Source organism: Mycobacterium marinum (genome assembly GCF_003391395.1).
Classification (GTDB): domain Bacteria; phylum Actinomycetota; class Actinomycetes; order Mycobacteriales; family Mycobacteriaceae; genus Mycobacterium; species Mycobacterium marinum.
In genome coordinates, this window is sequence record NZ_CP024190.1 from 1,343,463 (window position 1) to 1,365,973 (window position 22,511).

A 22,511-nucleotide genomic window follows, 5' to 3' on the forward strand; every position below is an offset into this window, starting at 1 on the left:
TTGTCGCCGGCCGACCGAGCCTTCCGGCGCCTGGCCGCTTTGCTCACCGCAACCCTCGACGGGCAGCGGTGGACAGGGCGGCTTGTTGTTCGGCAGCGGCGGTGGCACACCCATGCCGGGCAGTCTCATTGGCGGCACCGGCGGCGCCAGTGCCGGCAATCCGCCGGGAAGCCCCGGGGAAGATGGGAATGCGGGCATTGTCGGTGCCGGTGGGCTGTTGATCGGCGGGCAGGGCGAGCAGCGCCGATTTCCTTGCCGGCACCCGACACGGATCGGGTCATCGGCTCAGTCCGGCGCCCCGGTGACCACACAGCGGGTGCGGCTGTAGATGGTCGGCATGCACTGGTTGCAGTGCGTGCAAGCCGAATGCACCCGGTTGCCTTCGGCGGCGATCCGGTTGATCAGATCCGGCTCGGCCAGCAGGGCACGTGCCATCGCGACGAACTCGAATCCCTCCGCCATGGCCAGATCCATGGTCTCGCGGTTGGTGATGCCGCCCAGCAAGATCAACGGCATCGACAACTCAGAGCGAAACAGCCGCGCATCCCGCAGCAGATAGGCGTCCCGATAGGGGTACTCGCGCAGGAACTTCTTGCCCATCATGCGCACCCCCCAGCGCATCGGGGGTTTGAAAGCGGCGGCGAACTCCTTGACCGGCGCATCGCCGCGGAACAGGTACATGGGGTTGACCAGCGAACTGCCCGCGGTCAGCTCGATCGCGTCCAGCCCACCGTCTTCTTCGAGCCATTTGGCGGTTCTCAGCGACTCCTCGGTGCTGATACCGCCGCGAACCCCGTCGGCCATGTTGAGCTTGGCGGTCACCGCGACATGGCTGATCCCGTCCTTGTCCAGGGCGCCGCGGACGGCCCGCACCAATCCACGCGCGACCTTGGCCCGGTTCTCCAGCGAACCACCGAACTCGTCCGCACGTCGGTTGATCAGCGGAGAAAGAAAGGAACTGGCCAGGTAGTTATGGCCCAAATGGATTTCCACGGCGTCGAAACCCGCCTCGACCGCCAACCGGGCGGCGTTGGCGTGCGCGGCCAGCACGTCGTCGATGTCATCGCGGGTCGCCCTCTTGGCAAACCGCATCGCGATCGGATTGAAGAATCGCACCGGGGCCAGGGCGGTCGCCTTGTTGGAACGGGCGTCGGCCACCGGGCCGGCGTGCCCGATCTGGGCGCTCACCGCCGCGCCCTCGGCGTGGATCGCCTCGGTGAGTCGGCGCAGCCCCGGCACCGCTTCCCGGCGCATCCAGATCTGTTCCCCGCTGGTGCGCCCGCCGGGGGAGACCGCGCAATAGGCGACGGTGGTCATGGCGATCCCGCCCGCGGCGGGTTGGCGGTGATATTCGATCAGATCGTCGGTCACCAGCGCATTGGGTGTCCGGGCCTCGAAGGTCGCGGCTTTGATGACGCGATTGCGCAGCGTCAGCGGGCCGAGCTGGGCGGGGCTGAGCACGTCCGGCGTGGGGGACATAAGGGCGAGCGTAATGGCGATCGCAAGCGCCGCACCCGGGTTTGCCGGCCGGGTGGCGCGGGGTCAGCCTGACCGGGCCCCGATGCGCTCATGCCAGACTGTCTGGCGTGGGCGCAATAACGCTGGATGGCAAGGCCACCCGCGACGAGATCTTCGTCGACCTCAAACAGCGGGTCTCGGAACTGAACGCATCGGGCCGCACACCCGGGCTGGCCACCATCTTGGTCGGTGAGGACCCGGGGTCACAGGCCTATGTGCGCGGCAAACACTCCGACTGCGCCAAGGTGGGCATCACATCGATCCGCCGCGACCTGCCGGCCGACATCTCGACCGCCACGCTCAACGAGACGATCGACGAACTCAACGCCAACCCGGACTGCACGGGCTACATCGTGCAGTTGCCGCTGCCGAAGCATCTGGACGAGAACGCCGCACTGGAGCGCATCGACCCGGGCAAGGACGCGGACGGCCTGCACCCCACTAACCTGGGCCGGCTGGTGCTCAACACACCGGCCCCGCTGCCCTGCACCCCGCGCGGCATCGTGCACCTGCTGCGCCGCTACGACGTCCCGATTGCGGGGGCACATGTGGTGGTGATCGGCCGGGGCGTGACGGTCGGGCGCCCCTTGGGGCTGCTGCTCACCCGCCGCTCGGAGAACGCCACGGTCACCCTGTGCCATACCGGAACCCGCGATTTGCCCACACTGACCAGGCAGGCCGACATCATCGTCGCCGCGGTCGGGGTGCCCCACATGTTGACCGCCGACATGGTGCGCCCCGGTGCCGCGGTCGTCGACGTGGGCGTGAGCCGAGTCGACGGCAAACTGACCGGTGATGTGCATCCCGACGTATGGGAGGTCGCCGGCCACGTCTCGCCCAATCCCGGCGGCGTCGGACCGTTGACCCGGGCGTTTCTGTTGACCAACGTCGTAGAGCTGGCCGAACAGCGATGACCGTGCGGGATTTCGCCGGGCGCGCGCTGCGCGCTCAATGGCCAATCCTGCTGGTCGGGCTGATCTTCGCGGTGGCGTTCGCGCTGGCCGGGGCAAACTTCTGGCGCCGAGGTTCGTTGTTGATCGGAATCGGTGTGGGTGTGGCCGCCGCGCTGCGGTTGGTGTTGTCCGACGACCGGGCCGGCCTGCTGACGGTGCGCAGCAAAGCGACCGACTTCATCACCATGACCTCGGTCGGCGCCGCGATGGTCTACATCGCGTCCACGATCGATCCGCTTGGTACCGGCTGAGCCCTAGAACCCGGGTACGCCCGGTACGCCGGGTATGGCCGGCACCCCCGGAATGCCCTGCAGGGGGAGATTGCCGCTGGTCACATTGGCCATCACCGACGGGCAGTACATGGAAATCGCGATACTGGTGAAGGTAGCCGCCATCTCCGGAGACATGCCGCTACCGCCGGCGACGACCTTCGACGCCGCCGAATTGAAGGATCCACCCGGCTCGGACAGGACCGGGCACACACTTCGGCCCAATGCCTCCGCACCTCCCGCGTCGCCGTAGTTGACCCCGGCCGCGTTCAACGCGTTGATGAACGCGTCGTCGACGGAGTCGGCCTCAGCCGGCGCCGCGAGCGCGGCAGAAGCGGTCAGCAAGCCCGCGGCCCCCGCCAGCAGCCGAACGGTCAATGGTTGGTAGCGCCATGCCCTCATGCTTGCTCCCATCGGATTTGGAGCGCACCAGGGCCATCCGGGCACACTCAAGCAACCTCAGGAACCTTGCTCGCTCGTTGTCACATTTCGAACACGATGCCGTAAAAGTTTGCGCTCTATGTGTATTGGATCTCGGCCGGTATCCCAGCCGTCCGGTAGGTGATGGTGTTGAAACGACACGATCCCGTCACGGCGTGACGCAACACGTGATACGGCAGTGCGGTTGGCCGCGCGGTGTATAACAATGCGGCCCATGATTTCTCGCCAGACGTTTCTTCGCGGCGCCGCCGCAGCGACGGCGGCCGGGTTGGGTTCGGCCCTATTCGGATCCGCACGTGCTGTGGCCGAACCGGTCAGTGGTTGGAGCGCTCTGGCGTCCTCCATCGGGGGCCGGGTGCTGCTGCCGAGCAACGGCGCCTCATTTACTTCCGGCAAGCAGGTTTTCAACTCGCTCTACAACAACTCGAACCCGGCGGCGGTGGTGACAGTCACGTCGCAGGCCGACGTGGAGAAGGCGGTCGCGTTCGCGGCCGCCAACAAGCTCAAGATCGCCCCGCGCGGCGGCGGACACTCCTACATTGGCGCGTCGACCGCCGTCGGTGCGATGGTGATCGACCTGCGTGGGCTGCCGGGCGGAGTGAATTTCGATGCCGGCAGCGGAACCGTCACGGTGCCCGCCGGGGTGAATCTGACCGACGTGCACCAGGTGCTGGCCGGCGCCGGCCGGGCAATTCCGACCGGCAGCTGCCCGACCGTGGGTGTGGGCGGCTTGGCGCTCGGCGGCGGAATGGGCGCCGACTCCCGCCACGCCGGCCTTACCTGCGATGCGCTGCGATCGGCCACCGTCGTGTTGCCCAGCGGAGAAACGGTGACCGCCTCCGCGGAGGATCATCCCGATTTGTTCTGGGCGGTGCGCGGTGGTGGGGGAGGGAACTTCGGGGTTACCACGGCGATGACGTTCGAGACGTTCCCGGTCGCCGACTCCGATGTGGTGCGCGTCGACTTCACTCCATCGTCGGCGGCGCAGGTGCTGGCCGGCTGGCAGACCTGGCTGGCAGCGGCCGACCGCGACACCTGGGGCCTGGTCGACATGTCGGTAAGTGCCGCACAGGCCAATTGCCATGTGCTGGCGACATGTCCGGCGGGTGCGGGGCGGGGAGTGGCCGACGCGATCAAGTCCGCTGTCGGTGCGCAGCCCACCGGCATCGAGACCAAGACGTTCAACCACATGGAATTGGTGAAGTACCTGGCCGGCGGCAGCTCCGCGAGTTCACCGCGTGGCTTCGTGGCCGGATCCGATGTCATCGGCACCGTGAATTCCGCTGCAGCACAAGCAATTGTCGCGGCGGTGGGGAAATGGCCGCCGGCGTCGGGGCGGGCGTCGGCGCTGGTCGACACGCTTACCGGAGCGGTGGGTGACATCGACCCGACCGCTACCGCCTTCCCATGGCGGCGTCAGTCGGCGGTCGTGCAGTGGTATGTCGAGACGCCCAGCAGTGGGCAAACGGCCGCTGCCACCAAATGGATCAACTCCGCACACCAAGCGGTGCAACAGTTCTCGGTCGGCGGCTACGTCAACTATCTGGAAGCCAACACCGCGCCCTCGCGATACTTCGGGTCGAATCTGTCTCGGTTGACCCAAATCCGCCAGCGATACGACCCCAGCCGGTTGATGTACTCCGGACTCAACTTCTGACGGCTACCCCCCTCGGGATCGGGCCGCTCGGGGGGGAGCAGACGGGGTTGGTGACCCAGTAGCCGCCGGTGGGGGGACGGGTTTCACCGGCGAAGCCGTAGAGGTTGGCTGGGTGCGGTTTGCCGGTCGTGGCCGTACGCCCGGTCTGCGGTGCGCGCCGCGCCCGGTGCGCGGGCGGCTTTCGCTGGGCCGATTTGGTTCTCCGAACGGTCTATCCACCCGTCGGATCATCCCCTAACGTCTTAGCTGTGCTCGACCACTCGATTTCCGCAGTGTTGCGGGAACGTGCCAGTCTGCGGCCCAGCGAGACCGCATTCACCTTCATCGATTACGAACGGGACTGGGCGGGGATTGCGGAAACTCTGACGTGGTCACAACTGCATCGGCGGACGTGCAACGTCGCGCGGGAGCTCAAAGCCTGCGGGGCGACCGGGGACCGCGCCGTGGTGCTGGCGCCGCAGGGACTTGACTACATCGTTGCGTTTCTCGGCGCACTGCAGGCCGGTCAGATCGCGGTTCCGCTGTCGGCTCCGCTGGGCGGCGCCAGCGACGAGCGCGTTGGTTCGGTGCTGCGCGACGCGTTGCCCTCGGCCATTCTCACGACGTCCCCGATCGCCGGCGACGTCGCCGAGTGCATCACGTTGACGCCGGGGGAGCGCGCGCCCTCAGTCATCGAGGTTGACCTGCTGGACCCCGACTCCGGGCAAGGACCCGCCGCCGAGTCCGACAGCGGGTCAGACATTGCGTATCTGCAGTACACCTCCGGGTCGACCCGGACGCCGGCGGGCGTCGTGGTCTCGCACAGAAACCTTCTGGCCAATGTCGAACAGGGCATGTCCGCCTATTTCGGCGACCACGGGCGCGCTGCCCCGCCCGACACGACCGTGGTGTCGTGGCTGCCGTTTTTTCACGACATGGGCTTGATGTTCGGAATCATCATGCCGCTGCTGGAGGGATTCCACAGCGTGCTCACCAGCCCGATATCGTTCTTGCAGCGCCCGGCCCGGTGGATGCAGTTGCTGGCCAGCAACTGTCAGGTGTTTTCGGCAGCACCGAACATCGCTTTCGAATTGGCGGCACGAAAGACATCAGACGACGACCTGGCCGGGCTTGACCTCGGCGGCGTGCGCAACATTCTCAGTGGTGCCGAGCGGGTACAACCCGCGACGCTGGCACGCTTCGCGCAGCGGTTCGCCCGCTTCCACCTTCATCCCAGGGCACTACGGCCGTCATACGGGCTCGCGGAAGCCACCGTGTTCGTGGCAACCCGCGAATGGGGCCAACCGCCGGTGACCGTTTACTTCGACTCCGACGAACTGACCGCCGGCCACGCGAAGCGGTGCACAACCGGGACCGGTACGGCGCTGATCAGTTACGGCGCAGCGCAATCGCCGACGGTACGCATCGTCGACCCGCAGACCGCCACCGAGTGTCCGGCCGGCGTGGCCGGAGAGATCTGGGTGCACGGCGACAACGTCGCGGCCGGCTACTGGCACCGGCCCCAAGAGACCGAACGCACCTTCGGTGCAGCGCTTGTCGGCCCGTCGCCGGGCACACCACCGGGACCTTGGCTGAGAACCGGAGATTTGGGCGCCTTCTCCGAAGGAGAGCTGTTCATCATCGGCCGCATCAAGGATCTGCTGATCATCTACGGGCGCAACCACTCACCCGACGACATCGAGGCGACGATCCAGGAGGTCACTCGGGGCCGCTGCGTGGCGATAGCGGTTCCCGATGACGGCGGCGTCGAGAAGCTGGTTGTCATTGTCGAATTCAAGACGCGGGAGACGTCGCACGAGGCCACGATGCACCGAATGGGCGTCGTCCGCCGTGACGTCATCGCCGCGATATCGAAGACACACGGTCTCAATGTGGCGGATCTCGTTCTGGTGCCGCCCGGTTCGATTCCCCTGACCACAAGCGGCAAGGTCAGACGACGGGAGTGCCTGCAGCGGTATCTGCACGACGAGTTCACCCGCTTGGACGGGCAGCTCCGCGAGCCCGGGCCGCGGGTGGCCGATGCCGCGGCTGCGGATGCGGACGCCGGGGCCGACTCAGGGTTGGTGCAACGGCTGCGGCTGCTGCGCCACCAGCAACATGACCTGCTGGTGGGGGTGGTGTGCGCGCAGGCGGCGACGGTGTTGGACTATCCCAGCCCCAACGACATCGACCCCGAGTGGGCGTTCCAGGACCTGGGATTCGATTCGGTGAAGGCCACCGAATTGCTTGACCGTCTGCAAACGGTCACCGAGCTGACATTGCCGCCAACCCTGGCTTTCGACTACCCCACGCCGGCCGCCTTGGCCACCCACCTGGGCCAGCTGTTGAGCGGATCGGTTGCGGTGGCCGCGCCGGTGCAGCCTCGGGTGAGCACCGATGAGCCGGTGGCCGTGGTGGGAATGGCGTGTCGGTTCCCGGGCGGCGTGGATTCGGCTGCGGCGCTATGGGATCTGGTTGCCGGCGGCACCGAGGCGGTGGGGGAGTTTCCGGCGGACCGGGGCTGGAACCTGGCGGAGTTGTTTGATCCCGATCCGGATGCGGTGGGCAAGACCTACGCCCGCGCTGGATCGTTTGTGGCCGACGTCGCCGGATTTGACGCCGAGTTCTTCGGTATCTCGGCGCGGGAAGCCCAAACCATGGATCCCCAGCAGCGGTTGCTGCTGGAAGTGTGTTGGGAAGCGTTGGAAACCGCCCAGATTGATCCGGCCGCGTTGCTGCGCTCGAAGACGGGGGTGTTCGTCGGAGCGTGGTCACAGCAATACGGCGGCGGGTCCGAAGGCGCGGATGGATACGGCTTGACCGGTCTGTCCACCAGCGTGGCGTCCGGTCGTGTCGCCTATGCGCTGGGTTTGCAGGGGCCTGCCATCACCATCGACACGGCGTGCTCTTCGTCTCTGGTGGCCGCGCATTTGGCGTGTCAGTCCTTGCACACCGGAGAGTCGGCTCTTGCCCTCGCCGGGGGCGTCACCGTGATGACCACGCCGGCGGTGTTTACCGAGTTCGCCAGGCAGCGCGGGCTGGCCGCAGATGGGCGCTGCAAAGCGTTTTCCGCCGCCGCCGATGGCACCGGCTGGGGCGAAGGGGCCGCGGTGCTGGTGCTGGAACGGCTCAGCGATGCAAATCGCAACGGCCACCCGGTGTTGGCGGTCATCGCCGGATCGGCGATCAACCAAGATGGCGCCTCAAACGGTTTGACCGCCCCCAGCGGGCCCGCTCAACAACGGGTCATCACCCAGGCCGTCGCCAACGCGGGTGTCGGGCTCGATGAGGTTGATGCCGTGGAGGCCCACGGCACCGGCACCACGCTGGGCGACCCGATCGAGGCCGGAGCCTTGATCGCCACTTACGGCGCCGCACATCACCCAGAGCATCCACTGTGGCTGGGATCGATCAAATCGAACATCGGCCACACCCAAGCCGCAGCTGGTGTCGCCGGACTGATCAAAATGATCGCGGCCCTCAACCACGACAGTCTGCCGCCGACCCTCAACGTTGATCGCCCCAGCCCGCACGTCGACTGGTCGGCCGGTACCGTCCGCGTCCTCACCGAGCCGGTGCCCTGGCCGGTCACCGATCATCCCCGTACCGCGGCGGTGTCCTCGTTTGGAATCAGCGGCACCAACGCACATCTGATCCTGCAACAGGCCCCCACCCCGTCGAGCGGATCGCCTGAGCCGGCCGGTCGGCCCCAGCACGGTGCCGAACTCGGGCTGCCCATGTGGCCCGTTTCGGCGCGAACCCCGGCAGGGTTGGCTGCCCAAGCCGAACGGCTGCACCAACACCTGCTCTGCCATCGGGACCTCGATCTCGCCGACGTGGGCTACAGCCTGGGCTGCACCCGCACCCACCACCCGCACCGGGCTGTCGTGACGGTGCCGGCCGCGAGCCCCGATCCCCGGGCCGAGCTGTTGGCGGCACTGCAGGCGCTGGCCGCCGGCGACCCGCACCCTCAACTCGTCCAGCACCACCTACGGTCGGCATCGGCGGGAAAGACCGTATTCGTCTTCCCCGGCCAGGGCGGCCAATACCCGGGCATGGCCGCCGAGCTATACCGCCGTCACCAGGTGTTCTCCCGTGCGCTTGACGAGTGTGACCAGGCCTTGTTCGGCTGGACGGGCTGGTCGGTAGGTGCCGTGGTGCGCGGTGAGCCCAGCGCCATGGCGCTGGAGCGGGTCGATGTGGTCCAACCGGTGTTGTTCGCGGTCATGGTGTCTTTGGCCCGCACCCTGATCAGCTACGGGATCGAACCGGACGCGGTGATCGGACATTCCCAGGGCGAGATTGCCGCGGCCTATGTCGCCGGGGTGTTCACCCTCGAGCAGGCCGCCAAAATCGTGGCACTGCGCAGTGCCGCCCTCGCGGATCTGTCCGGGACCGGGGGGATGGCGTCGGTGTTGCTCGGCGCTGACGAAGTGGCTGCGCGGCTGCAGCCCTACGGTGACGCGCTGACAGTCGCTGCGGTCAACGGCCCCACCCACACCATCATCAGCGGTGATCCCCCCGCGATTGAGGCGTTCGTCGCCGCCGGTGAGGTCGATGGCATCCAGATCCGTTCCATCACCGTCGATTACGCCTCACACTGCGGACAGGTCGAGCCGGCGCGCGAGCGGCTACTCGGCGAGTTGGCCGGGTTGACCCCGGCGCCGGGACGGATTGCCTTGTATTCCACCGTGCATGGCGTGACGTCGGACCAGCCGTTGGACACCACCACGATGACCGCCGACTACTGGTACGCCAACCTGCGACAACCGGTCCGGTTCTACGACAGCATCAAAGTTCTGCTGGCCGCTGCCGAGCAGGTGTTTGTGGAAATATCCCCGCACCCGGTGCTGGCCCCGGCCATCACCGACACCTTGGCCGCCAGCAACGGACGACGCCCCGGCTCGGTGGTGATTCCCACCCTGCATCGCGAGCGACCCGACCTGGACGCCCTGACTACGACGCTGGCGCGGTTGCAGGTTCATGGTCGTAGCCCGGCCTGGCCGGTGGTGTATCCGCACGCCCGCCCGGTGCCGCTGCCGACGTATCCGTTCCAGCACCATCGGTATTGGCTCACAACGGGACCGGGCAATGACGCCGCTGGTCTTGGTCTGGATCGCGTCGGGCATCCATTGTTGGGGGCGATCACCGCGTTGGCGGACCGAGACGAGGTGATCGCCACTGGCCGGTTGGCTCTTGGTGTGCAGGGCTGGCTTGGCGCTCACCGGGTGGGCGATGTGGTGGTGCTGCCGGGCACCTCCTTCGTCGACATGGCGTTGGCGGTCGGGGATTACGTGGGGTGCCCGGCCGTTGCCGAACTGGTGTTGCACGCCCCCCTGGTGCTTGCCGAAGACACGCCGACCGATATCCAGATCGGCGTGGCCGGCGCCGATGGGGGTGCACGACGCGCGTTCAACGTCCATGCCCGCACCGGTACCGGCCACCGCGGCGAGACGGGGTGGGTGTTACATGCCAGCGGAATCCTCGCCGCCGAACCAGCCGCTGCCGGCCAACCTCCCATGGCGGCCTTGCCGGTGACGGAATTCGATGTCGCGGACTTCTACGAGCGGCTGGCCGACCGCGGTCTGCACTATGGCCCTCCGTTCTGCTCGGTACTCGGGATCGGCCACGAGCCGGCCGACCCCGACCACATCTACGCCGAGGTGGCCCTGCCCGCCGGAACCGACATCACCGGCTACGGAATCCACCCGGCTCTGCTGGACGCCGCGCTGCACCCGATGGCCGCCGCCCTGGGCGCCGGGGCGGACTCGGAGTCGGCGGCGGTCCGGCTTCCGTTCGTCTTGAGCGGGGTCACCCTGCATGCGACCGCGGCCACCCGGCTGCAGGTGTGGCTGACCTGCAGCAGTGTCGACACCTTCACCCTGTACGCCAGCGATCCCGCCGGCGCGCCGGTGATCAGCATCGACACGATTGTTGTGCGGGCCCTACCCGACCTGGCGACTCTCACCCCACCCACGACGGCGACGTCATCCGGGCGGGGCTTGTGGGAGCTGGCCTGGCCACCGCTGTCCTCGGCCGGCGCGCCCGGTGCCGCCGCCGTGGCCGAGCCGCCGGCGTGGGTGGTGGTTGCCGAAGATCCCGATGCCGTCTCGGCTGGTCTGCGCAACGGCGTCAGGCGCCCCGATTTGGATGCCGTGCGGCCATGCCCCCCGGTGGTGATTTGGTCCTTGTCCCCGCCGGATCTTCGCGGCGATGACGATGCCGTCGTGTCGAGCATGCATTCGCTGACCCGACACGCGTTGGCCGCGGTTACGGCCTGGTTGGCCCGCCCCGACACGGCCGAGACGGTGCTGGTGGTTCTGACCTGTCGCGCGGTGGCGATCAACGCCTACGAGCGGGCGCCGAATCCGGCTCAGGCAGCGGTGTGGGCGCTGCTGCACAGCGCCCAAAGCGAGCACCCGGGCCGGATCCGGTTGGTCGACACCGACCACGCCGCCAGCAGTACCGACACGCTGCTACAACTGCTGGGCAGCTGCACGGGTACGGGCGGTGAACCCCAGCTGGCTCTGCGCGCCGGTGTCGCTCACATGCCCCGGCTGGCCCCGGCCTGGGCGTTGACCCCACCCCCCACCCCGCACTGGCGGCTAATCACTACCGGTAGCGGGGATTTGGCCGACCTGACCCTGGCCCCCACCCCCGCACCAGCAGAACTGGGGCCCGGCCAGATCCGAGTGCAGATCCGCGCTGCGGGCTTGAACTCCGATGATGTGGCGGTCGCGTCAGCCGCGACCAGCCACCGCGACGCTGGTGGTGAGGGCCGACAAGACCACCAAGGGCTTGGCGTGGAAGCCGCCGGGATCGTCATCGACACCGCCGGCGATGTCGACGACTTCGCGCCGGGGGATGCGGTGATGGGGATCTTCCCCAATAACGCATTCGCCCCCACCGCGGCCACCGATCACCGCGCTGTGGTGGCGATCCCGCCGGGCTGGTCCAGCCCCCAAGCGGCCTCGGTCCCGGTCGCGTTTGTGACCGCATACAGCGCTCTGATCGATATCGCGGCGCTCCGCGCCGGACAGCGGGTGCTCATCCACTCCGGCGCCGGTGCGGTTGGCCGGGCCGCGATCCGCATTGCGCAGCACCTGGGTGCCGAGGTGTTCGCGACCGCCGATCCCGCCGAGCAGCACATCCTGCGCGGGTTGGGCATTCCCGAGGATCACATCGCTTCTTCCCGTACCCGGGACTTCGGCGACACCTTGGCCGCTGCCACCGGCGGGCGCGGGATGGACGTGGTCCTCAACGATCTGCGCGGCGATCTTGTCGATGCGTCGCTGCGGCTACTGGCCGCGCCCGGGTGCTTTGTCGAGATCGCCAGACGCGACATCCGGGAAGCCACCGACGTCGCACAAACCCATCCCGGCCTGAGATACGTCGTCTACGACATCAGCACGGCCACGCCCGAACAGCTGCAACGCACCTGGGCCGCGGTGGGCGAGCTGATCAATGCCGAGGTCATCGAGCCCCCGCCCGTGACGGCCTACGGGCTGCTGCGCGCTCGCCAAGCGTTTCGGGATATCAGCGAGGCCCGGCCTACCGGGAAAATCGTGCTCATCGCCCCGGCGGCACTCGACCCGGCGGGCACCGTGTTGATCACCGGGGGCACCGGCATGCTCGGCGGCCTGTTCGCCGAACACCTGCTCACTCACTACGGTGTGCGCCGGCTGCTGTTGACGTCCCGACGCGGCCCCAGCGGCGTCGGGGCGGCCGAGCTTGCTGAGCGCCTGAATGGGTTGGGTGCCCAGGTCACCATCAGCGCCTGCGACTGTGCCGACCCCGCCCAGTTGGCGGCCCTGATCGACTCGATTCCCACCGCGCACCCGCTGACCGCGGTCATCCATGCTGCCGGAGTGCTCGACGACGCGGTGACGAGCCAACTCACCGCACAGCAGCTCGACACCGTGCTGGCCGCCAAAGCCGATAGCGCCTGGCACCTACACCAGCTAACCGCCAACACCGAGCTGGCCGCGTTCGTGTTGTTCTCCTCTGCCGCCGGGGCCCTGGGGGCCCCGGGACAGGCCAACTACGCCGCGGCCAACGCCGTCCTGGACGCCCTGGCCCGCGAGCGCGGGCCGGGAGCCACCAGTCTGGCCTGGGGGTATTGGCAGCCCTCCTCGGGGATGACCGGCCACCTCGATGCCCGCGATCAAGCCCGCCTGACCCGCAGCGGCATGGTCCCGATCACCACCAGCGCGGGTCTGGCTCTCTTCGACGCTGCCCTTGGCGTGCAGCACCCCAATCTGATCCCGGCCCCGCTGAGCACCCGAGCGCTGGCGGCCCTGGCCCGCGAGAGCAGCCTGCCCCCGGTCTTCTCGGCGCTGATCAGCACCCGGCCCCAAGCCGCCATGGCCGACTCACGGGCGCTCGGCGCCCGGCTGGCGGGACTGACCCCCGAGCAACAACACGCCATGCTGACCAAACTGGTCCTCACCGCCACCGCGGCGGTGCTGGCACACCCGGACCCGGCCGCCATGGACCCGGACCAGCCGTTCAAAGACCTCGGTATCGACTCGCTCAGCGCGCTGGAACTGCGCGGAGCCCTGTCGGCCCAATCCGGCGTGGACCTGCCGGCCACTCTCATCTTCGACCACCCCAGCCCGGCCAGCGTTGCCGTCCACCTGGCCGACCTGCTCAGCGTCGCCGCGGTGCCCGCGGCCGCGGCGGCTCAGGTCGGCAAGCGTGCCGCCGAGCCGGCCGACGATAGGCTCGCCTACCTGGATCAAGCGGCATTCCTCGGGCTGCGGGCGGGCTACGGCTCGCTGATCCAGATGATTTGGATCTACGACCGGGCCGTCGATGTCGAGGGGTTGCGGCGTTTCCACCGCAATCTCGGATGCGGGTTGTTGGGACGCCGGATCGAGCGGTCTCCGTTGCCGTTCGCACGTGATCGCTGGGTCTCGGCTCCGGTGTCGCAGCAGATCGACTTCGCCACAACGCCACGACGGCGCGCTGACGTGGGCGCATGGGCCGATGAGCGGGCGCGCCTGCCCATCGATCCGGAGTGGGGGCCGGGCTGGCATCTTGGCGTCGTTGGACTCGATGACGGCGGCACCGCGGTGAGCCTGGTGGCTTCGCACACGATCGCCGACGCGATCGCTTTCGGCCAGGCGGTGGTCAATGCGGCCGAGGGCAGGACCCAGGATCTGGGTTATCCGGCTGCGGGCTCGCGCATCCTCAGGCGGGCGCTGCGCGAGGATCTCCGGCAAACCGTCAATGAGCTGCCCAAGATCGCGCACGCGTTCGGCGGTGTGGTTCGTCGGCTTCGCCGCGATCGCCAGGAACTGCAATCCTCGATCAAAGCGGCCCCGCCGCCGCCGCGGATGGCCGGCGGCGACCATTCCGTCGAGGTGCCTGCCGTGACCGCCTACATCGATCTGGCGGACTGGGATGCGTGCGCCAAAAGGCTTGGTGCGAAGAGCAACTCGCTTGTGGGAGGGGTTGCCTGCAGACTTGCGGCGAGGGTTGGGCGGGTTCAGGGCGACGGAACGGTCACCCTGCGCATTGTGGTGTCGCTTCGCACCCAAGACGACACCCGTGGCAACGCACTGACGGCCGTTGACGTCGCGGTCGACCCGGCACACGCGGCGACAGACCTCAGGGAGATGCACGCCAAGATCACCCGGGCAATCCTGGAAGGGATGGAGGATCTCGACAACGAGTTCTTGGCGCCGCTGCCACTGGCGGCGATAACCCCGAGGTGGGTGGCCAGGAGGCTGGTTGGGATGGCAGCGGGTGGCCCCACTCTCCCCGTCACTTGCTCCAATGTCGGTGACGTGCCTCCGGCCGCCAACCGGCCCGACGGCACCGATGCCGACTTCGCCTACATCAGACTGGTCGAGCCCGATATCGCCAAAAGCGTGCTGGAGGGCACCGGTGGACGAATGCTGCTGGCTTCGGGGCGGGGCCGCGGCAAGATGTGCATCGGAATCTCTGCGTATCTTGTCGGTCACTCCAACACCAAAGATGAACTGCGCGAGGTCGTTTCACGTACCTTCGCCGAATTCGGTCTGAATGCGCAGATCGACTGCTAGCGGGCGGGACCATTGCGCGGCTTGGGAACTCCGCTGACGCTAGCGCCCACGCCCCGGCAGACCGACATGCCCCGGGTTCACCTTGACGTTGGGCAGGTTGATGTTCGGCACGCTGACGTTGGGCACGACTTGTTCGACCGAGTTGAGGTTTGGCACCTTGGCGTCGACGTCCACCGACACGCCCGGGATGCCGAGGTCATCGAGGGGCAGTTCATGGATCGGGGCCGAGCTCGGTTGGATGTGCGGTGAGCTGGTGGGAAAGGCGGCCAGGGTCACCGCCACGCCAGCGGCGGCGGCCGCGAGGATGGTGCAGAGATGGATGCGCCCGAGTTGCATGGCGGTTTCCTTCCGACGGGGCCGGGCTGGGGCGCCGGCTCGCGACGACGGGCGACTCGGCTTACTGGCACCGGTCCTTGAAGTCGACCACGGGCTGACGGATGCCGTCCAGGTCGGCTTTCACGTTCGGGTTGGCATTGAGGTAATTCTGCACGTTCTCACGCATTGCATCGCGTTCCTGCCCCCTGAGCCCGGTGAAGAATTCGTTGACATCGGGATGGGTGAACAGATAGGTCGAGGTCGCGGCGGCAACGCCGGCGGAGATGCCGGCCAGGTCGGCGGTCGTGCAGTTGGGTGGGGGATCGGCGACGGCGATCGCCGCGCTGCCCAGCAGCATTGCGGCGCCCAGCGCCCCGGTTGCGATCCCAACCGCGATCGTGCGGTATCCGGTGGGGGCTGCGAGCGACATGGCTGCCTCCTCGGGTTTGTCGACCACTGCGACCAAGTTCATCGCGCAGACCAGCTGCCTGACGAGGGCCGAAAGTCCCATGCTGGTCGCGAGGCCGGCCGGAGGAGGCGGCCGGGATATTCGTGTCGGTGCTGCCTGGCTAGGCGGCCAGGGTCGCGCTCACGCACACCGTGACGTACGGCAATGCCAGACCGGCCGAGTTGGCCAGCGCCGGATGCGTGGCCAACAGCTCACGCACCTGATCGAGGGTCTTGGTGCGGACCTCGGCCGGTGAGGTGATGCAGTAGCTGCGCGATGCGACCAAGTCGATCAACGCTTGCGGGGTCAGGTAATTGGTCCACTCCACGTGATGGCGCGCCACACCCGTGAACGGTTCGGGCAGCGTGACCTTGTCGCGCACCGGGTCGCTGTCGCGCCCGATGATCCGGCCCAACTCGCGTACCCAACCGAGCCGCTCGTCGCGGGTGTTCCACACCAGTCCCAGCCGGCCGCCGGGCCGCAGCACCCGGGCCACCTCGGGGATCGCCCGCGCCGGATCCACCCAATGCCAGGCCTGGGCGACCAGAACGGCATCAACGCTGTTGTCTTCCAACGGTATCTCTTCGGCGGTACCCAGCAGCGCCAGCGTTCTCGGCAGCGACGCGCGCAGCACCTCGAGCATCTCGGGAATGGGGTCTACGGCGACCACATCGAGACCGCGTTCGACCAGGCGGGTCGTCAACTTGCCGGTCCCCGCACCAAGATCGAGAACATCGCGCGCCCCTGCCGGCAGCAGCCAGTCGATCGCTTCGGGTGGATAAGACGGGCGGCCCCGCTCGTATGCGGCCGCCGCCGAACCGAACGACAGCGATGGGTCCTGGGCGGACCCGCTCACCATGGACGCGAGCTTCGGTCTTCGGCCAATCGCAGTGTCTTGTGGATCAATTCACCGACGGCCTCGGACTCCACCAGAAACCCGTCGTGGCCACGGATGGAATCGACGACCTCCAGCCCGGCGCATCCGGGCAACAGATCGGCCAGCTCCTGCTGCAACCGCAGTGGGTAGAGGCGATCGGAGGTGATGCCACCGACGACCACCGGGACCGGGCACCCCCGCAGCGCAGCATGTATCCCGTCCCTGCCGCGGCCGACATCGTGTCTGTTGAGAGCCTCGGTCAGGATCACATAGCTACCGGCATCGAAGCGGGCCAGCAGCTTGTCGCCCTGATGTTCCAGGTAGCTCTGGATCGCGTAGCGCCCGCCGTCCGCGGGATCCTCGCCGCCCTGACCGTCGTTGGCGAAGCGGCTGTCGAGTTCGATCTCGCCACGGTAGGTCAGGTGTGCGAAACGGCGGGCGACCTTCAGCCCGGCTTCGGGCTTGCAGCCGGTCTCGTGATAGTCGCCGTTTCGCCAATTCGGGTCAGCCTTGATGGCTGCGATTTGCGTTGTCTGAGTGCCGATCTGGTCAGCGGTGGCGCGCGCACCCACCGCCAGCAGCAGCGCCGAGCGCACCCGATCGGGATGGCCGACAATCCACTCCAGCGCGCGGGCGCCGCCCATGGATCCGCCGACCACGGCGGCAACCTGGGTGATGCCCAGCGCCGCCAGGGCGGCCATGTCGGCTTCCACCTGGTCGCGCACCGAGATCAAGGGAAATCTCGAGCCCCAGGGTTTTCCGTCCCGGGCTAGTGAGCTGGGGCCGGTGGAGCCGCGGCAACCACCCAGCACGTTGGTGGCTACCGCGCACCAACGGTTGGTGTCGATCGGCGCGCCCGGGCCGACCATCCCGTCCCACCAGCCCGGGGTGGAATGCCCGGGGCCGGCGGGGCCGGTGACGTGCGAATCACCGGTGAGCGCGTGCAACACCATCACCACGTTGTCGCGGGTGGGGGACAACTCGCCCCAGCGCTGCAACGCGATGCAGACGTTGTCGATGACCGCACCGCTCTCCAGGCGCAGTGACCCGATATCGACCAGGCGCACTTCGCCTTCGGCGGGCAGTGTTTGGGTGGGCACGTCGGAGATCGTCACGTCGGTGCTCCTCAGATGGCTGCTACTGCCTGTGAATCGCCGCTGAACTTGCGTGCCGCGGCGAACCCGAGCTCCAGGTCGGCCAGGATGTCTTCTATACCCTCGATGCCCACTGCTAAACGCACCAGTCCCGGACTGACGCCGGTGGACAGCTGCTCGGCCGGGCTCAGCTGGGCGTGGGTGGTCGATGCCGGATGGATCACCAGCGAGCGCACATCGCCGATGTTGGCGACGTGGCTGTGCAGTTTGAGCGCATTCACGAATGCTTTACCGGCCTCGACGCCGCCGGCCAACTCGAACGACAGCACGGCCCCGGTTCCCTTGGGGGACAGCTTCTTTGCCCGCTCATGCCACGGCGAACCGGGTAGTCCGGCGTAGTTGACCGTGACAACATCCTCGCGGTCGGCCAGGAACTCTGCGACGCGCTGCGCGTTGGAAACGTGCCGTTCGATCCGCAGGCTCAGGGTTTCCAGGCCCTGGGCCACCAGGAAGGCGTTGAACGGCGAGGCCGCCGACCCCAAGTCGCGCAGCAGCTGGACGCGAGCCTTGAGGGCATAGGCCGGCGCGCCCAACTCGGCAAACACCACGCCGTGGTAGCTGGGGTCCGGTGTGGTGAATTCGGGAAAACGGCCCTGCGTCCAGTCGAATGTGCCGCCATCGACGATCACACCCGCGATCGCGGCGCCGTGCCCGCCCAGGTACTTGGTGGCCGAGTGCACGACGATGTCGGCGCCCTGCGTGAACGGCCGAATCAGGTACGGCGTGGCGATGGTGTTGTCGACGATCAGCGGTATCCCGTTGCGGTGGGCGACTTCAGCAACCCCGGGGGTGTCCAGCAGGTCGATCTGCGGGTTGGAGATGGTCTCACCAAAAAACGCCTTGGTGTTGGGCCGCACCGCCGCCTGCCACGAGTCCAGGTTGTCGGGGTCGTCGACGAAGCTGACCTCGATCCCCAGCTTTGCTAGCGAGTAATGGAACAGGTTGTAGGTGCCGCCGTAGAGGCGGGGGCTGGACACGATGTGATCGCCCGCGCCGGCCAGGTTGAGGATGGCGAAGGTTTCCGCGGCCTGACCGGAGGACAGGAACAGCGCGGCGACCCCACCTTCGAGCGCGGCGATGCGCTGCTCAACCACATCGGTAGTGGGGTTGCCCAGCCGCGTGTAGATGTTGCCGGGAACCTCCAGGCCGAACAAAGCGGCAGCGTGCGCCGTGTTTTCGAAGGTGTACGAGGTGGTTTGGTAGATCGGCAGCGCCCGCGCGTTGGTGGCGGAATCGGGCTGCTGGCCGGCGTGGATCTGCTTGGTTTCAAATGACCAATGCGCGGTCGGATCTGCGTCAGTGCTGGTGTTTTCGGCGCTCATGAGGCTACTTTCCCTGTCTGCTCAGGGGCCCGTCATGGCGGACCCGCGCTTGCCGTGTAGCCGACTGTGGCTACTCAACCTGGTCATCACCCGGGGCACCCCACCGCGGTTGGAGGGTTGCCGGCCAGCAAGCCGGGGCTTGACGCTGGCGCTCATGACCGATCTGAAGCCTACCGTATCGCGGCTTGCTCGTGCCAACTCTCTGGGCGGGCGGCATCGCCGTCGCATGCCCCGAGCCTGCGAACCGCCCTTGTAATCTGGGCTGATGAGCAACCGCTCGCCCAAACTCACAGCGCGGGAGGATTTGGGCTCAGATGTCTGGTGAACCCAAGATCACGGTCAGCGGCCCGGTCGTGGAACTCGACGGCGACGAGATGACTCGCGTTATCTGGAAGCTCATCAAAGACCGGCTGATTCTCCCGCATCTGGACGTGAAGCTGCTCTACTACGACTTGGGTATCGAGCACCGGGACCGCACCGACGACCAGGTGACCATCGACGCGGCGTATGCGATCAAGAAGCACGGTGTGGGCGTCAAGTGCGCGACCATCACCCCCGACGAGGCCAGGGTCCGGGAATTCAACCTCAAGAAGATGTGGCTGTCGCCGAACGGGACGATCCGAAACATATTGGGGGGCACGATTTTCCGTGAGCCCATCGTGATCTCCAACGTTCCGCGGCTGGTTCCGGGCTGGACCAAGCCAATCGTCATCGGCCGCCACGCGTTCGGCGACCAATACCGCGCGACGAACTTCAAAGTCGACCGGCCGGGCACCGTGACGCTGACGTTCACACCCGCTGACGGCAGCGAGCCGATCGTGCACGAAATGGTGTCCATCCCAGAGGACGGCGGGGTGGTGATGGGCATGTACAACTTCAGAAAATCCATTCAGGACTTCGCTCGGGCGTCTTTTTCCTATGGCCTAAACGCCAAATGGCCGGTGTACTTGTCCACCAAGAACACCATCCTGAAGGCCTATGACGGCATGTTCAAAGACGAATTCCAGCGAATCTACGAAGAGGAGTTCAAGGAGCGGTTCGATGCCGAAGGCCTGACCTACGAGCATCGCTTGATCGACGACATGGTCGCTGCCTGCCTCAAATGGGAGGGCGGCTACGTCTGGGCCTGTAAGAACTACGACGGCGACGTCCAGTCAGACACGGTGGCGCAGGGCTACGGATCGCTGGGACTGATGACGTCGGTGCTGATGACGGCCGACGGGAAGACGGTGGAGGCCGAGGCCGCCCACGGCACCGTCACGCGCCACTACCGCCAGTACCAGGCCGGCCAGCCGACCTCCACCAATCCGATCGCCTCGATCTTCGCCTGGACGCGTGGCCTGGCGCACCGCGGCAAACTGGACAACACCCCCGAGGTCGTTCAATTCGCGCAGACGCTGGAAGACGTCGTCATCAAGACCGTGGAGAGCGGAAAGATGACCAAGGATCTGGCGATCCTGATCGGTCCCCAGCAGGCCTGGCTCAACAGCGAGGAGTTCCTCGAAGCGATCGCCGAGAATTTGGCGAAGAAGCTGGGCTGACCCGCAACGGCTAGCTGGCCGGCGGTTCGGCGGAGCGCAGGTGCGGGCAGCACTCTTCGATGAAGCCGCTGATCAGCGCGGTGACGCGGGCCGGCGCCTCGAACATCGGGACGTGTCCCACATTGTCGAGCACGGTGACCCGGTGGTCGTCGGGTAGATGGGTGGTGAAATGGCGGCTGTACCGGGGAGCGGGAATGATGCGGTCCTTCCCGCAGATCACCAGATGCGCCGGGACGGCATTTTCGGCGAGCTCGCGCAGACCGTGCAGCAGTAGCGCCTTGACCAGCAGCTGAAGGTAGGCGGGGCAGTGCGCGACGTCATCGATGCAGCCGAGCAGTTCGGCGTCGCTGACGCCGTCGGGCGACGCGCTGATCGCGTAGGTCGCCAACCGGCGGCTAAACGGCAGGCGCATCACCCGCGGCCCGAGCAGCCAAGCCAGCGCCAACAGCGGGATGCCCATGACGAACTTGATGATCACCTCGAACTTGGCCGGGCTCCACCGCGTCCAGCCACCGGCGGGTGCGATGCCGGTGACACTGCGCGCACGTCCCCGGCGCTCGAGTTCGAATGCGACCCAGCCGCCCAGTGAATTGCCGACGATGTGGGCGCTGTCCCAGCCCAATTCGTCCATCTGACGCTCGACGTGATCGGCCAGCACCGCCGACGACAGGAACCAGGTACCGGCCCGCGGCCCGCCGTTGTGGCTGGCCATGGTCGGGGCAAACACCTCGTAGCGGCCGGTGTCGGCCAATCTCTGGGCCACTTGCTCCCACACCGCCTGGGACAGCAGGAAGGGGTGCAGCAGCAGCACCGGTTCTCCTGAGCCCAAGTGGATTGGCGCACGGGTCGGCGCCGAGGGTGAAGGGCCAAGCAGACGTCTCATATCACCGACAGTACAAGGTGGTACCGGCGGTATCGCAAGTGTCTGCGAATCGCCGAAATTTGCGCATGAAAGGATCGGGGACACCATGAGCACCCCGACCGGATCCCGCCGGATTTTCTCCGGCGTGCAGCCAACTTCTGACTCACTTCACCTCGGCAATGCGCTGGGCGCCGTCACCCAGTGGGTTGCGCTGCAGGACGACCACGACGCGTTCTTCTGCGTCGTCGACCTGCATGCGATCACCCTCCCGCAGGATCCCGAGGCGCTGCGGCGCCGCACGCTGGTCACCGCCGCGCAATACCTGGCGCTGGGTATCGATCCCGCTCGCGCCACCATCTTTGTGCAAAGCCACGTACCGGCCCACAGCCAGCTGGCCTGGGTGCTGGGCTGCTTCACCGGTTTCGGACAGGCGTCTCGGATGACGCAGTTCAAAGACAAGTCGACGCGCCAGGGCGCCGATTCCGCGACGGTCGGCCTGTTCACCTACCCGGTGCTGCAGGCCGCTGATGTGCTGGCCTACGACGCGGAGCTGGTGCCGGTGGGGGAGGACCAACGTCAGCACCTGGAACTGGCGCGCGACATCGCGCAGCGGTTCAACGGGCGCTTCCCGGACACCTTCGTGGTACCCGACGTCCTCATCCCCAAGATCACCGCTAAGATCTACGACCTGCAGGATCCGACGTCGAAGATGAGCAAGTCGGCCAGCACCGACGCCGGGTTGATCAGCCTGCTCGACGCGCCGGCGGTGTCGGCCAAGAAGATTCGCTCGGCGGTGACCGACAGCGAACGCGAAATCCGCTACGACCCCGAGGCCAAACCCGGCGTTTCGAACCTGCTGAGCATTCAGTCCGCGGTCAGCGGCGTCAGTATCGACACCCTGGTGGACGGCTACGCGGGACGGGGCTACGGCGATCTGAAAAAGGACACCGCCGAGGCCGTCGTCGCCTACGTCAGCCCGATCAAAGCCCGCGTCGACGAACTCACTGCCGATCTCAGCGAACTCGAGACGGTGCTCGCAGCAGGAGCCGAACGGGCCCACGACATCGCGAGCAAGACCGTGCAGCGTGTCTACGATCGGTTGGGTTTTCTTCCGCAACGGGGGTAA

15 protein-coding genes and 1 riboswitch are annotated in these 22,511 nt (G+C 67.2%); of the genes, 6 read left to right on the forward strand and 9 right to left on the reverse strand.

Annotated elements, in window-relative coordinates; translation table 11 throughout:
* Positions 1-43 precede the first annotated feature (43 nt).
* Both CCUG20998_RS05660 and CCUG20998_RS05665 read right to left on the reverse strand, forming a co-directional pair.
* The gene (locus CCUG20998_RS05660; RefSeq protein WP_231389855.1) at positions 44-262 is read right to left on the reverse strand and encodes a hypothetical protein; all 219 of its coding nucleotides are present in this window, start codon (positions 260-262) and stop codon (positions 44-46) included.
* 23 nt (positions 263-285) lie between these two features.
* Positions 286-1,479, reverse strand: a complete 1,194-nt coding sequence (locus CCUG20998_RS05665) for an NADH:flavin oxidoreductase (RefSeq protein WP_012393056.1) — start codon at positions 1,477-1,479, stop codon at positions 286-288.
* 107 nt (positions 1,480-1,586) lie between these two features.
* Here CCUG20998_RS05665 and CCUG20998_RS05670 point away from each other — a divergent pair, with 107 nt between their 5' ends.
* Positions 1,587-2,432, forward strand: a complete 846-nt coding sequence (locus CCUG20998_RS05670; protein WP_012393057.1) for a bifunctional methylenetetrahydrofolate dehydrogenase/methenyltetrahydrofolate cyclohydrolase — start codon at positions 1,587-1,589, stop codon at positions 2,430-2,432.
* Positions 2,429-2,722 carry a DUF3017 domain-containing protein gene (locus tag CCUG20998_RS05675; RefSeq protein WP_011739583.1) on the forward strand — a complete coding sequence of 98 codons (294 nt, stop codon included), beginning with the start codon at positions 2,429-2,431 and terminating at the stop codon, positions 2,720-2,722. The genes CCUG20998_RS05670 and CCUG20998_RS05675 overlap by 4 nt, the downstream gene beginning before the upstream one ends.
* A gap of 3 nt (positions 2,723-2,725) precedes the next feature.
* On the opposite strand, the gene CCUG20998_RS05680 is transcribed toward CCUG20998_RS05675, so the two are convergent.
* Positions 2,726-3,142, reverse strand: coding sequence for a DUF732 domain-containing protein (locus CCUG20998_RS05680; protein ID WP_011739584.1), 417 nt, complete (start codon positions 3,140-3,142; stop codon positions 2,726-2,728).
* A gap of 244 nt (positions 3,143-3,386) precedes the next feature.
* Between CCUG20998_RS05680 and CCUG20998_RS05685 the strand changes: the two genes are divergently transcribed.
* Entirely contained in the window at positions 3,387-4,838 is a 1,452-nt protein-coding gene (locus CCUG20998_RS05685) for an FAD-dependent oxidoreductase (RefSeq protein WP_103654073.1), read from the forward strand.
* Positions 4,839-5,086: 248 nt separating this feature from the next.
* Complete coding sequence (locus CCUG20998_RS05690; RefSeq protein ID WP_038578971.1) at positions 5,087-14,866, forward strand: type I polyketide synthase; 9,780 nt, start codon at positions 5,087-5,089, stop codon at positions 14,864-14,866.
* 39 nt (positions 14,867-14,905) lie between these two features.
* On the opposite strand, the gene CCUG20998_RS05695 is transcribed toward CCUG20998_RS05690, so the two are convergent.
* From CCUG20998_RS05695 to CCUG20998_RS05715, 5 genes are all read right to left on the reverse strand, one after another.
* Positions 14,906-15,202, reverse strand: coding sequence for a hypothetical protein (locus tag CCUG20998_RS05695; protein WP_020732051.1), 297 nt, complete (start codon positions 15,200-15,202; stop codon positions 14,906-14,908).
* Positions 15,203-15,263: 61 nt separating this feature from the next.
* Positions 15,264-15,611 carry a heme-binding protein gene (locus CCUG20998_RS05700; protein WP_036451467.1) on the reverse strand — a complete coding sequence of 116 codons (348 nt, stop codon included), beginning with the start codon at positions 15,609-15,611 and terminating at the stop codon, positions 15,264-15,266.
* Between the two features lie 139 nt (positions 15,612-15,750).
* Positions 15,751-16,488, reverse strand: a complete 738-nt coding sequence (locus tag CCUG20998_RS05705) for a class I SAM-dependent methyltransferase (protein WP_011739589.1) — start codon at positions 16,486-16,488, stop codon at positions 15,751-15,753.
* The gene (gene metX, locus CCUG20998_RS05710; RefSeq protein ID WP_012393064.1) at positions 16,482-17,621 is read right to left on the reverse strand and encodes a homoserine O-acetyltransferase MetX; all 1,140 of its coding nucleotides are present in this window, start codon (positions 17,619-17,621) and stop codon (positions 16,482-16,484) included. Before metX ends, CCUG20998_RS05705 begins: the two co-directional genes overlap by 7 nt.
* 11 nt (positions 17,622-17,632) lie before the next feature.
* Positions 17,633-18,982 (reverse strand): bifunctional o-acetylhomoserine/o-acetylserine sulfhydrylase, encoded by a 1,350-nt coding sequence (locus tag CCUG20998_RS05715; RefSeq protein ID WP_012393065.1) that lies wholly within the window; start codon positions 18,980-18,982, stop codon positions 17,633-17,635.
* Positions 18,983-19,022: 40 nt separating this feature from the next.
* Positions 19,023-19,142: riboswitch (SAM riboswitch) on the reverse strand.
* A 154-nt stretch (positions 19,143-19,296) separates the two neighbouring features.
* Between CCUG20998_RS05715 and CCUG20998_RS05720 the strand changes: the two genes are divergently transcribed.
* Positions 19,297-20,523, forward strand: a complete 1,227-nt coding sequence (locus CCUG20998_RS05720) for an NADP-dependent isocitrate dehydrogenase (protein ID WP_020732053.1) — start codon at positions 19,297-19,299, stop codon at positions 20,521-20,523.
* A 10-nt stretch (positions 20,524-20,533) separates the two neighbouring features.
* Here CCUG20998_RS05720 and CCUG20998_RS05725 read toward each other — a convergent pair whose 3' ends face one another.
* Positions 20,534-21,331, reverse strand: coding sequence for an alpha/beta fold hydrolase (locus tag CCUG20998_RS05725; RefSeq protein ID WP_036451463.1), 798 nt, complete (start codon positions 21,329-21,331; stop codon positions 20,534-20,536).
* Positions 21,332-21,491: 160 nt separating this feature from the next.
* Here CCUG20998_RS05725 and trpS point away from each other — a divergent pair, with 160 nt between their 5' ends.
* Positions 21,492-22,511, forward strand: coding sequence for a tryptophan--tRNA ligase (trpS, locus tag CCUG20998_RS05730; RefSeq protein ID WP_011739593.1), 1,020 nt, complete (start codon positions 21,492-21,494; stop codon positions 22,509-22,511).